At 66.6% G+C, this 12,858-nt stretch carries 10 protein-coding genes; 3 read left to right on the forward strand and 7 right to left on the reverse strand.

The features are described from left to right. Window positions 1-24: 24 nt before the first annotated feature. The 7 genes from FS507_RS07175 to FS507_RS07205 form a co-directional block, all read right to left on the reverse strand. Entirely contained in the window at window positions 25-1,164 is a 1,140-nt protein-coding gene (locus tag FS507_RS07175) for an acetyl-CoA C-acyltransferase (protein WP_145942115.1), read from the reverse strand. A gap of 19 nt (window positions 1,165-1,183) precedes the next feature. Continuing rightward, a complete protein-coding gene (locus FS507_RS07180) occupies window positions 1,184-1,990 on the reverse strand; it encodes an SDR family oxidoreductase (RefSeq protein ID WP_145942116.1) in 807 nt (268 codons plus the stop codon). Further along, window positions 1,987-3,519, reverse strand: a complete 1,533-nt coding sequence (locus FS507_RS07185) for an AMP-binding protein (protein WP_260853207.1) — start codon at window positions 3,517-3,519, stop codon at window positions 1,987-1,989. The genes FS507_RS07180 and FS507_RS07185 overlap by 4 nt, the downstream gene beginning before the upstream one ends. Then, entirely contained in the window at window positions 3,516-4,934 is a 1,419-nt protein-coding gene (locus tag FS507_RS07190; protein WP_260853208.1) for an MFS transporter, read from the reverse strand. Before FS507_RS07190 ends, FS507_RS07185 begins: the two co-directional genes overlap by 4 nt. Window positions 4,935-4,939: 5 nt before the next feature. Continuing rightward, the gene (locus FS507_RS07195) at window positions 4,940-5,830 is read right to left on the reverse strand and encodes an SDR family NAD(P)-dependent oxidoreductase (RefSeq protein WP_145942117.1); all 891 of its coding nucleotides are present in this window, start codon (window positions 5,828-5,830) and stop codon (window positions 4,940-4,942) included. Window positions 5,831-6,035: 205 nt separating this feature from the next. Then, entirely contained in the window at window positions 6,036-8,324 is a 2,289-nt protein-coding gene (locus FS507_RS07200) for a glycoside hydrolase family 3 C-terminal domain-containing protein (RefSeq protein WP_145942118.1), read from the reverse strand. A gap of 28 nt (window positions 8,325-8,352) precedes the next feature. Further along, complete coding sequence (locus tag FS507_RS07205; protein ID WP_145942119.1) at window positions 8,353-9,717, reverse strand: lipase family protein; 1,365 nt, start codon at window positions 9,715-9,717, stop codon at window positions 8,353-8,355. A 195-nt stretch (window positions 9,718-9,912) separates the two neighbouring features. Here FS507_RS07205 and FS507_RS07210 point away from each other — a divergent pair, with 195 nt between their 5' ends. The 3 genes from FS507_RS07210 to FS507_RS07220 all read left to right on the forward strand — a co-directional run bounded on the left by FS507_RS07210 (window position 9,913) and on the right by FS507_RS07220 (window position 12,856). Then, window positions 9,913-10,464, forward strand: coding sequence for a gluconokinase (locus FS507_RS07210; protein ID WP_145942120.1), 552 nt, complete (start codon window positions 9,913-9,915; stop codon window positions 10,462-10,464). Beyond that, on the forward strand, window positions 10,461-11,846 hold the full coding sequence (locus FS507_RS07215; RefSeq protein ID WP_145942121.1) for a GntP family permease: 1,386 nt from the start codon (window positions 10,461-10,463) through the stop codon (window positions 11,844-11,846). Before FS507_RS07210 ends, FS507_RS07215 begins: the two co-directional genes overlap by 4 nt. A gap of 116 nt (window positions 11,847-11,962) precedes the next feature. Continuing rightward, a complete protein-coding gene (locus FS507_RS07220) occupies window positions 11,963-12,856 on the forward strand; it encodes an SDR family oxidoreductase (protein WP_145942122.1) in 894 nt (297 codons plus the stop codon). Window positions 12,857-12,858: the final 2 nt, after the last annotated feature.

Here is a 12,858-nt window from a genome sequence, read left to right on the forward strand (position 1 = left end):
TTACAGTCTATACAGACTATACAGTCACAGTTCGAACAGCCCGGCCGCTCCCATTCCGCCGCCGATGCACATCGTGACGACCACGTACCGGGCCCCGCGCCGCCTGCCTTCACGCAGCACGTGGCCGACCATGCGGGCGCCGCTCATGCCGTAGGGGTGGCCGATGGCGATGGCGCCGCCGTTGACGTTGTATTTCTCCGGGTCGATACCCAACTGGTCCCGGCAGTACACCGCCTGGGAGGCGAAAGCTTCGTTGAGCTCCCACAGATCGATGTCGTCGACGGTGAGCCCGTGCTGCTCCAGCAGCTTCGGCACGGCGTAGATCGGCCCGATGCCCATCTCGTCCGGCTCACACCCGGCCACGGCGATTCCGCGGTAGGTGCCCAGGGGCTCCAGGCCCCGTCGCGTGGCCTCGTCCTTCTCCATCAGGACGACGGCGGCCGCACCGTCCGAGAGCTGGGAGGCGTTGCCTGCGGAGATGGTGGCGTCGTGCCCGGGACGGTCCGGCAGGACCGCCTTCAGCTTCGCCAGGCCCTCGGCCGTGGTGGACGGCCGGTTGCCTTCGTCGAGGGAGAGACCGCCGAGGGGGACGATCTCATCGTCGAACAGTCCGGCCTCCTGGGCGGCGGCGGTCCGGCGCTGGGACTCCAGGGCGTACTCGTCCTGGGCCGCACGCGAGACGGAGAAGCGCTCCGCCACGTTCTCGGCGGTCTCCAGCATGGGGATGTAGACGTCGTGCCCGTTCTCCTTGAGCCACGGGTCGACGACGCGGTAGCTGTTGCGGTGCTCATTCTGCACGAGGCTGATCGACTCCACGCCGCCGCCGACAGCGACCTGCAGGCCGTCGACGATGATCTCCTTCGCCGCCGTCGCCACGGCCATCAGGCCGGACGCGCACTGGCGGTCGACGGTCATGCCCGGCACGGAGACCGGAAGCTCGGCACGCAGGGCGGCCTGACGTGCGACGTTGTACCCGGTCGAGCCTTCCTGCATGGCGCAGCCGAGGATGACCTCCTCCACGTCAGACGGGTCGAGGCCCGCCCGCTCCACCGCGGCAGCGATCGCGTGTGCGGCGAGTTCCTGGCCCTGGGTGTCACTGAATGCACCCTTGTAGGCGCGGCCGATGGGGGTGCGTGCGGTGGAAACCACCACTGCTTCTCTCATGTTCTCGGTTCTCCTCGGTTCAGTTCTGTGAGTTGGTCGGATCGTGCATGGCAACGGACATCGTGGAGGTCAGTCCACCGTCGAGCGGGATGGTCGTACCGGTGATGAAGGAACTCGCCGGCGCCAGCAGGAATGTCACGAGTCCGACGGCGTCCTCGGGCCGTCCCAGCCGTCCGAGGGGGTTGGCCCTGCTCATCTCGTCGCCGTGCTCGTCGATGGCCCACTTCATCATCTTGGTGGGGAACGGCCCCGGGGCGATGGCGTTGACCAGGATCGACGGCGCCAGGGTAGACGCCATGTGCCTGGTCATGTGGTGGACCGCCGCCTTCGACGCCGAGTACGAGTAGTTCTCGTAGTTGGGAACGGCGAGGCCGTCGATGGAGCCGATGTTGATGATGCGGGACGGAGCGGTGCCTGCACCGGCCTCGAGCAGCGGACGCAGGAGCTGGGCGAGCACGAAGGGCGTCTTGACGTTCACGCCGAGTACCTTGTCCCAGGCGGACGGCGGGAACTCGTCGAAGGTGGCGCCCCAGGTCGCACCGGCGTTGTTGACCAGCCCGTCGAGGTGATCGGTGTGGTTCTTGACCTGCTCGGCGAGCTCCCGGCATCCCTCTTCGGTCGAGATGTCGGCGGCGATGGCGTGGACCTCCCCGTACTGCGAGAGTTCCCGCTGCGCCTCCTGCGCGGCGTCCGCCTTGCGGGTGGACACCAGGACGGTGGCCCCGGCGCGGAGGAGCCCTTCGGCGATCATCAGCCCGATGCCCCGCGCTCCGCCGGTGACCAGGACTGTCTGCCCCGAAATGTCGAAAAGTTCTGCGTTGGTCATGATGCCGTTGATGCCTTTCTGGAATGGTCTGTGGTGCCTGTGGTGTCTGCGGTGCTGAGACGCGCCGCTCGCAGGGCCGGGCGGCGAACTTTGCCCGCGTCGTCCCGTAGCGGTTCGCTGACTCTCTCGTAGGTCCTGGGAAGTTTATTCCGCGACAAGCGGTCAGCGAGGAACAACGCCAGTTCCTCGTCCGTGACTCCATCACCGCCGGTGGTGTTGATGATGGCATGCAACCGGTTGCCCGTGTCCGGATCGGGGAGCCCGATAACCACGGCGATGAGCACCTGCGGGTGCTCCATCAATGCTGCCTCGACCTCCGCAGGGTAGATGTTCACGCCACCGACGGTGACCATGTCGGAACTCCGGTCATGAAGGTAGAGGTAGCCGTCACTGTCGAAGTGCCCCATGTCACCGAGTGAGGACCAGCCTCGACGGGTCCTCGGCTCCGCCCCGATGTAACGGTACGTCGGCGGCATCCCCTCGGGCGGGCGCATGAACACCTCACCGGTGACGTCTGGTTCGGTGATCTCGTTCCCGTCGCTGTCCAACAGGATGATCCGTCCCCAGGTGACCTTACCGATCGAACCCTCGTGCTCAAGCCATTCATCGCCGCGGACGGTGCACCCGGCCTCGGCCTCGGTACCGGCATAGAGCTCCCAGAGTCGCTCGGCTCCGACCCAGTCGATCCACTCCCGCTTCAGCCAGGCGGGGCAGGGTTCCGCGCAGTGCCAGAAGGAATGCACGGATTCCAGCGAGTACGAGGTGCGGACGTCCTCGGGCAGTGCCATGATCCGGCGCATCATCGTGGGAACCAGGTAGATCCAGGTAGCACCGAACCGGTCGATCTCCGCCAACGTTCCTTCGGCATCGAATCTGCTGAGCAACGAGACGGTGCCGCCGCGGAAGATCGTGCACAGGGCCGTGTTCAACGGAGCATTGTGGAACAGTGGCGCGGTGATCAGCGACCTTTCTCTCTGTCCGACGCCCCAGAACGTCGGGTCGATGTCGGAGGTGACAGCCTCCCGTCCAGAGAGGATGATCTTCGGTCTACCGGTCGACCCGCCGGAGACGGGGGCTTTCCAGGCAACCGCCACCTCCGGGTCCAGGGCATCGTCACCGTGCCCGTCCCCCAGTTCTTGCAGTGTGACGGTGCCCGGGAACTCGGGTCCACTCCCGTCGTCCGCGACGATGACGGCGGCGGGCTCACCGAGTTCAAGGATCGCACTCAGCTCATGGGGCGTCATCCGTGGTGACAGCACCTGCGGGCTGGCACCGGCCTTGTAGCAGGCGAAGATCGCCACGATCAGAGCGGTGGAGTTCGGGATCAACAGTGACACGATACGTCCCCGCTCTGAGCCTTTCTCCTTCAGTCCGCGGGCAACCCGGTTGCTCTGCTGGTCCAGCTCCTGCCAGGTCAGTGTCTGCCCGGCAGCCTCCGCCACAACTGTCTCCGGCATCTCCTCCGCGTAGAAACCAGGGATCCCTGACAACGGGAAGCCGAGTTCGGGCTCTGCATACTGTTCAGTCACTGCTTCTCCTTGAGTTCATTGGCCTTTTCGACATAGCTGTCATTGACGTCCGCACGGCGGAAAGTAGACCGGGTGGAGGCCGCTGCCGCGGCCTCCTTCGCCATCACGCGGTCCTCTCTCTTCAGTGCCTTCCCCAGGGCGATAGCCAGAAGCCCGCCGATGACGGAGACACCGATGATGATCCAGAAACCGGTCGTGGGCGTGCCGGTCGCCGTCTCCGCCAGCCCGAAGACGTACGGGCCGACGAATCCCCCGGTCAGTCCGACGGTGTTGATGAAGGCCAGGCCGGCGGCAGCCATCAGCCCGGTCATTCGTGGCATCGCCACGGACCAGAACAGCGGCAGGGTACCGGTGAAGCAGAGGGCCAGGAGACCGATGAGGACGATACGCAGGAGCGGAGAGGACGTCATGAGGAACAGCGCGGCAGTGACAGCGCATCCGATGGCAAGGTAGCCGATGATCGCGGATTCGTTCGTGTAGCGCTTCGCGATCCTGGGGATGAGGAGCACACCGATGGTGCCGCCGATGCCGGTCACACCACTGAGGAGTCCGATCACGAATGTGCTGCTGACATTCATCTCCTCCACGATGGAGGGGACGTTGAACGTCACACCGTTGTTGGTGACCTGGTTGAGAAAGTAGATAAGGCCGACAAGGAGGATGAAGGGTCGGCCGAAGGCCACCTTGACGTTGCCCTTGAGCGAGTGCCGTTCATGGGCCTCATTGCCACCGGTCGCGGCGTCAGTGAGGACGTCTGCCTCCTCCTGGCTGAGCCAGGCGGCGGACTGCGGCTTGTCCGGCAGCATGACCAGGATGACGAACCCGACGAGAACGGTCAGAGCTCCCTCTACCAGGAACATCCACTGCCATCCGTGGAGCCCCAGAGTGTCCTGCATCCCCATCAATGCCCCACCCATGGGGCCGCCGAAGAAGATGCCGAGGGTGGCGGCGAGGTAGGTGTAACCGATCGCCGTCGCCCGGTCCTTCTGGGCGAACCACTGCGTGATCATGAACATCATGGCCGGGAAGAGGCCGGCCTCAGCAGCGCCGAGCAGGATTCTGAGCAGGTAGAAGGTGATGTCGTTGTTCACGAACATCATCAAGGCAGTGACGGTTCCCCAACTCACCGCAATGCGGAAGATCCATCGCCGGGGGCCGACGCGGTACATGATGAGGTTGCTCGGCACCTCGAGGAAGGCGTAGGTGATGAAGAACAGGCCTGCGCCGAGGCCGAAGGCTGCCACACTGATGCCGACATCCGCCTGCAGGTGGGTCTTCGCCATCGCGATATTCGTGCGGTCCACATAGGACATGAAGTAGGCCAGGCACAGGATCGGCAGCAGCCGGAGCATCGCCTTGCGGGTGGCGATCGCGTGGAGGGACTTCGTGGCAGAAAGAGCGTTCTTGTTCGACATCGCACTCACCTCCCCGACTCCGTGGTTACCGCAGTTTCCGTCAAGGTCCGCACGTACAGCGATGTCTGGTCGAAGGCTGAGCCGAGGGAATGGGTGTTGCTGAGGTCTGAGATCTCGTCCCAGTGGGCGGCGACCCCCTCAGCGCTGAGCTCCTCGGCAGGCAAGGCGACCGGCTCGGCCTCGAGCATGCGGGACACCGCGAAGACCCCGGCGCCGGCACCCAGGATCACGCCGTTGGGGGCGTCCTGAGATACCAGGAAGACCGCCCCCGGGGTCACCGTCTCCGGGCCGAGCTTGGCGGCAGCGTCCTCGTCGATGAGGCCGTCGGTCATCTGTGTGGCCGCGGTCGGCGCCAGCGCGTTGACCCTGATGCCCTTGCGCTCACCTTCGATGGCGAGGACGTTGGTAAGTCCCACCAGGCCCGACTTGGCGGCACCGTAGTTGGACTGACCGAAGTTGCCGTAGATGCCCGAGGCCGAGGTGGTCATGAGGACGCGCCCGTAGCCCTGGTCGACCATGTGGGGCCACGCGGCCTTCGTGCAGTTGACCGATCCCATGAGGTGGACGTCCACGACCTTGCGGAAGTCGGCGAGATCCATCTTGGCGAAGCTCTTGTCACGGAGGATGCCCGCGTTGTTGATGAGGATGTCGATACGACCCCACTGCTGCACTGCAGCACCGATCATCGCGGCGGCAGCATCAACATCGGAGACGTCGGCGGCATTGGCGATGGCCTCCCCGCCGGCTGCGGTGATCTCGTCGACGACGGCATCAGCGTTGCCGAGGTCGTTGACCACGACCTTCACACCGCGCTTCGCGAGGTCGAGGGCATGGGCCCTGCCGAGTCCTCCGCCTGCTCCGGTGATGACGGCAACTTGTCCTGCGAACTCTTCCATGTCACGCCTCTCTCGATATGAACTTCAATACTGCCGAGTATTATGTGATGTCAGTCTCACTCGTGTCAAGATTTAGTTTTGAAACACTTCCGGATATCTCCGCCGACTCCCGGATGCAGAACCAACCGAGGGTCTCAAGGATCCGGCGTGAGGCCGGCTCCTTGAGACCCTCATTGGAAGGCGACGCCCGTCGCGGGCTGTCTCCCTACCCGTTGACCTTCTCCAGCAGTTCCTGCAGCTGTTCGCGGGTCACCGCTCCCCCGCTGAACGTGATGATCCGGTCGAGCGGGATGCTCTCCATCATCTTCGCCACGTCGACACCCAGACCGTCTCCACCCTCACTGCCGCGCTCACCATCACCCCCGGTCATACCGCCGAGGACATCGCCGAGCGACTCCACCACCTCCGGTACCGCCAGTGCCTCGCCGAGCGTCGACTCCAGGGTCAGCGGAACATGCACCTCCTCGCCCTCCAGGTCAACCTCCACCGACTCCCGGAGATCCCTGCTGGAGGCCCCCACGTGGACCACGTAGCGTCCCGGCTCCAGGACGAAACGGTTCACCCGCACATCCCAGTACTCCAGGTCACGCCGGTCCAGGTGGATCTCGATCTCCTCACGCTCACCGGGCTCCAGCGTCACCGACCCGAACCCGGCCAACACCTTGGGAGCCCTGACCTGGTCCGAGTCCGGCACAGACACATACGCCTGCACCACCTCCCGTCCGACCCGGTGACCGGTGTTGGTCACCCCGACCGTGACCGTGATGCCGTCGCCGTCGTCGTCCGGCTGTCCGAAGACATCGTCGTACTCGAAGGTCGTGTAGGACAGGCCGTGCCCGAACGGGTAGGTGACACGCAGATTGCGTGCGTCGTACCAGCGGTAACCGACGAACAGGCCTTCGCCGTAACGGACGTGCCCGTGCTCACCGGGGAAATCCAGGTAGGCCGGGGTGTCGGCCAATCGTGCAGACAGGGTCTCGGTGAGTTTGCCCGACGGATTCACCTCGCCGGTCAGCACGTCGGCGATCCCGGCCCCGCCGCCCTGGCCGAGCAGGTTGGCGTCCAGGACCGCCGGAGCGAGGTCAGACACCTCCCCGAGATCCAGCGCGCCACCGTGGGAGAGCACCACGGCCACCCGGTCCTGCACCGCACGTACCGCACGCAACAGCCCGAGCTGCTCCGGCGGCAACGACAGGTCGGTCCGGTCGAAACCCTCGGACTCCTGATCCGGCGACAGGCCCAGGAACACCACGGCGATATCCGCGTTCGCGGCGTCCTCCACCGCTTCAGCGAGCAGTCCACTGTCACGCCCCGATCCTTCAGTGGTGAAACCTGCGGCATAGGTCACCGGTGCCGCCAGGCGTTCCTTCAGTAACTCCAGCGGCGAGTCGACGCGGGTGGGGTTCACATGGGAGCTTCCTCCGCCCTGGTAACGCGGGGTCTCGGCGAAAGGACCGATCACGGCCACGGAACCGGTCACCCCAGAGGCGGCGATCGGCAGGATGTGCCGTCCGTCGGCGTCGTCGTTCTTCAGCAGGACGATCGACCTCGCCGCTGCCTCACGGGCGAGGTCATGGTGCTTCTCCGCGGTCTCGTCGTCGAAGGAGACCTCCCGGCGTGCCGCAGTAGCCCGCCGGGCCAGTGCCGCCACCCGCTCCGCTGCGACGGTCACCACCTCTTCGTCGAGCTGTCCGTTGCTGACCGCTGTCACCACCTCGGCGTCCGCCGCCCCGCCGTCCGACGGCATCTGCAGGTCAAGGCCTGCAGCGACCGAGCGTAGCCGCCCGCCGACCGCGCCCCAGTCGCTGACGACCACACCGTCGAAGCCCCACTCGCCGCGCAGGATGTCGGTGAGCAGTTCACGACTGTGTCGGACAGGCACTCCGTTGACGGCATTGTAGGAGCACATCACCGTCCACGGTGCGGCGTCCTCGACGATCCTGCGGAAGGCACGCAGGTAGATTTCACGCATCGGACGGGGATCAACATCGGAACTCGCCCGCATCCTGTCGTGCTCCTGGTTGTTGAGCGCGAAGTGCTTCAGACTCGCGCCGACGCCCCCGTCCTGCAATCCGGTGACCCAGGCGGTGCCGAGCACCCCCGCCAGGTGCGGATCCTCGGAGTAGTACTCGAAGTTGCGTCCACCCAGTGGGGACCTTTTGACGTTCACTCCCGGCCCGAGGAGAACCTGCACGTCCTCCGCCTGCGCCTCCTCCGCGAGGGCGGCGCCGATGCGCTCCACGAGGTCGGGGTCCCAGCTCTGGCTGAGGCCGGCGGCGGGCGGGAAGCAGGTGGCCGGGACACTGCCGGCCAGCCCCAGGTGGTCCACTCCGCCGGTCTGTTTGCGCAGCCCGTGCGGCCCGTCGGTCAATGTGACGGAGGGAACGTCGCCGACGCCCTTGGTCTGCCAGAAGTTCTTGCCGGAGCCGAGCCCGGCGCGGTCTGCCAGTGACAGTGCCGCAATGTCGGTGGTGGATGGTGTGTGGTGGGTCATGGTGTCCTTTGTACTGGTGTACGGGGATTCACGCCGGGAAGTCGCAGGTGCCGGCCACCGGACGCCCGTGGAACCGGTCGAGCAGGAACGGGATGCCGAAGGCGCTTCCGGAGACCGCCTGGAGGAAGTGGTTCTGGTCACTGATCTCGGGGAGGATGTCGTCGCGGTAGACCACGGGCGCCCCGGTCGAGCACCACGTCGCGGCGAGCTCACGGGCCTGACCGTAGGCCACCGTCTTGTCGTGGCGGCCCGAGACGATCATCGTCGGAGCGGCCGGCGTCCCGGTCCCGATGCGCTGTTCGTTCATGGCCCGCACACCTACGGGGATCTCGCCGAGGAGGTCATCGAGCCGACGGCCGTCCGCCGTCCACTGGTCGGTGGTCTGGTAACCGTAGGTGTCGCCGATCTCGTCGGTGCACATGCCGGCCAGGTCATCGAGGACGTCACGACCGTGGTCGGAGAGGTGCGTGTCGAGTTCGGCGGCCAACGCCGGGTACCGGACGTTGAGGCCGTTGATGGTGAAGCCGATCGCGCCGACGAGGTTCGACCCGTCGATGGTGCGCTGCACCGCCTCCAGGTCAGCGGGTGGAGCGGAGGCGTAGGCGCCGGCCACGTCCAGCTCCGGGGCATAGTCGGCGACCGCCTCGACCGCTGCGGTCGACGCTCCACCGCCCTGGGAGTGCCCGTAGAAGCCGACGGAGCCGAAATCGTCTCCGCGGTCTTCGACGAGGGTGCGGGCCGCACGGGCCGCGTCGATCATCGCGTGGGCCTGTTCCGCCCGGTTCATGTAGGTGTGCATCCCCGGTGTGCCCATTCCCACATAGTCGGTCACCACCACCCGGACGCCCTGACTGGCGAACACCCAGTCGTACGCGCCCTCCAGGGCGACGGTGCGCCCGGAGTCCAGGGGGTCCGGCTGGTCGTCCAGGGGCCAGTTCCGCGAGGGGGCGCACTGGTCCCCTTGGCCGACCGTGCCCCGTCCCACGACCAGGGTGGGACGCTCCCCCGGCCCGGTCCACGGCACCGTCGGTTCGACGGCGTAGCCGCTGACCGCGACGGGCGCACCGCTCATGTCCGTGGTGGAGTACATCATCTTCTGCACCCTGTCAGGCACGGCGAACTGGTGTCCGTCCGGGCCGGACGGTGCCGGCGCATAGGGGGCGGACGCGGTCCGCAGTACCGTCCCGGGCACACCCGGGACCAGGTCGGCGGTGTTGTAGAAGGGGTCGACGTCGCCGGCTTCTACCCGTGGTGCCTGCCCCGCCCACGGCAGGGTCTGCCCCTGCGCCGGAGATACCGCGAGCGCCACTGCGACGGCTGCACCGGCAAGTGCCGACAGCCCGTGCCTCCCCACCTGCACTGCCCTGCCCGCCACCGTGCCCAGGATCCGCATAGACTTCTTCTCCTCCGACGGTACATTCTTCCAGCTACATTTCCAGCCAAATCTACTCCGCCTGTCGTGACTCACTGAGAAGAAGAGAAGAACCCACACGAAAACACAGAGGCAGACATACTCGGAACCTTCCCCGCGGAGGGTCGCAGGAGTACAGTCTCCGCAAGACCACCCGTCCAACCAGAAACGAGTGCCATGTCCGACACAACCCGGCCCCGCCCCGTCCACCTCGTCATCATGGGTGTGAGCGGCAGCGGGAAGACCACCATCGCCGAACAGCTCGAACAGCGTACCGGTGTGCCCTACGCCGAGGCCGACGTATTCCACCCCGAGGCGAACAAGAAGAAGATGGGCTCCGGCCAACCGCTCAACGACGACGACCGGTGGCCCTGGCTGCAGGAGCTGCGGAACTGGATGACTGCACAGGCACAGGAGGGTCACTCCACCATCGTGACCTGTTCCGCGCTGAAGAAGTCCTACCGCGACGTCCTGCGTGAGGCCGTCGGCGACGAGTTCTTCGTGCTGTTGGACGCCCCGGAGGACGTTCTCGCCGCCCGCATGGAGGTCCGCAAGGGTCACTTCATGCCGGCGTCCCTGCTGCGCTCCCAACTCGACACCCTCGAGGGTCTCGACGCCGACGAGAAGGGCATCACGGTCGACGCCACCGAGTCCCCCGAGTCGCTCGCCACCGAGATCCTGGCCATTGACGCACTCGCCGTGCTCGCCCACGAGGGGCAGCCGCAATGACGTCCACACTGACCGGGACCGCCGGTGAAACCCAGCTGGTGGTCGCCGCGGTCATCGGCATCGCCCTGATCATCGGGTTGATCGTCTGGGCGAAGCTCAACCCGTTCCTGTCCCTGATGATCGGCTCGGCGGTCCTCGCGCTGGTCGCCGGCACTCCCCTGGTGGAGGCCTTCGGTAGCTTCACCGAAGGGTTCGGCGGCACCGTCGGCGACGTCGGTGTCCTCATCGCGCTCGGCGCGGTGATCGGGCAGTTCCTCGTGAAGTCCGGCGCCGCCGACAGTATCGTCGACGCCTTCCTCGACCGCACCGCCCCGGGCCTACGGCCCTGGGTCATCGCCGGACTGGCCATGCTGTTGGGGATCCCCCTGTTCTTCGAGGTCGGCATCGTCCTGCTGATCCCGGTGGTCATGCTGGCCGCCCGCCGGTCGCAGTTGCCGGTCATGCTGCTGGGTATTCCGGCCCTGGCGGGTCTCTCCGCCCTGCATGCCCTGGTGCCCCCGCACCCCGGTCCCCTGATCGCCGTGGACGCCCTGGGCGCGAACCTCGGCCTCACCCTGGCCCTGGGCCTGCTGGTGTCCGTCCCCGTCGTGGCGATCGCCGGCCCGCTGTCGGCGAAGTTCATGGCCCGGTGGGTACCTATCGAGGCACCCACCTCCATCTCCGGTCAGGACATCACCGAGAACACCGGGGGCGCAGGGGGCACAGGGGCCGACCGGCCCTCGGTCGGACGGGGGCTCGCCGTGGTGCTGCTCCCGGTGGTGATGATGCTGTCGCGCACCGTCGTGGAATCACTGCAGGTGTCCGAGGACTCGGTAGTGTACAAGACCTTCGAGTTCCTGGGCGAGCCCATCGTCGCCCTGCTCGCGACGGTTCTGCTGGCGATGGTCTTCCTCGGTTTCGGTGTGGGTCGTACGCGGCAGGAGGTCTCCGACCAGATCGGTGGCGCCTTCGGGCCCATCGCCGGGGTGATCCTCATCGTCGGTGCCGGCGGCGGTTTCAAGCAGACCCTGGTCAACACCGGCGTGGCCGACGTCGTCGGCGAGTGGGTGCAGAGCGCGCCGGTCTCCCCGCTGATCGCCGGATGGCTGGTCGCGGTGTTCATCCGACTGGCCACCGGCTCAGCGACGGTGGCCACCGTGACCGCCGCCGGCATCATGGCACCGGTCGCCGCGGGCATGGGCTCGACCGAAGTCGCCCTGATGGTGCTGGCGATCGGCGCCGGGTCGGTGTTCTTCTCCCACGTCAACGACGCCGGCTTCTGGTTGGTCAAGGAGTACTTCGGCATGACCGTGCCGCAGACGCTGAAGACGTGGTCGTTGATGGAGACGGTGCTCTCCGTCGTCGCCCTCGGCGTGATCCTGCTGGTCCACCTGGTCATCTGACCCCGGCACCCACACTTTGGGCCACCCCTCAGGGTGGCCCGCATACCTGCTGGTCACAACGCTGGTAGAGTCGTGGCACTTTCCCGATACGCGACATGCAGATGGGAGCACGAGCCATGACCGACCAACTGACGTTCACCAACCCCGTCACCCGCTTCGCGAGGATCGAACCGCCCGAGCAGCACCAGCCTGAACCGGGTCTGGACGCCGAGCTGATCCCCGAGGCTGACATCGGGGCCACCAGCTACCGCGGCACCGGACGCCTGGAAGGACGGCGGGCTCTGGTCACCGGCGCGGACTCCGGCATCGGCGCGGCCACCGCGCTCGCCTTCGCCCGCGAAGGTGCCGACGTCGCACTGGCCTACCTTCCCGACGAGGAACGCGACGCCCGTCGCGTCGCCGACCTCATCGAGGCGGAGGGCCGTCGTGCCGTCCTGCTGCCCGGCGACCTCTCCGATGAACGGTACTGCGCGGACCTCGTGGAGCAGGCCGTCAAGGAACTCGGCGGACTCGACGCCCTGGTCAACAACGCAGGACGTCAGATCTCGGTGCCACGGTTCGCCGACATCACCGACGAACAGTGGAAGCAGACCTACGAGGTGAACCTCCACGCCATGGTGCGGGTGACCAGAGCCGCCCTGCCCCATCTCGACGCCGGCGCGACGATCGTGAACTCGACCTCCATCCAGGCCTACGACCCCTCGGACCACCTGATGGACTACGCGTCGACCAAGGCGGCGATCAACAACTTCACCAAGGGGCTGGCGACTCAACTGGCTCCGGAGGGCATCCGCGTCAACGCCGTGGCACCCGGCCCCGTGTGGACGCCCCTGCAGGTCTCGGACGGCCAGCCCAAGGAGGCACTGCCCGAGTTCGGTCACAACACCCCGTTGGGGCGGGCGGGCCAGCCCGTCGAACTCGCCCCGGCCTATGTCTTCCTGACGTCGCCGGAATCCAGTTTCGTCGTCGGATCGACGATCCACGTCAACGGCGGACAGATGACCCCGTAAGC

Source organism: Corynebacterium glyciniphilum AJ 3170, from assembly GCF_007673095.1.
Lineage (GTDB): Bacteria > Actinomycetota > Actinomycetes > Mycobacteriales > Mycobacteriaceae > Corynebacterium.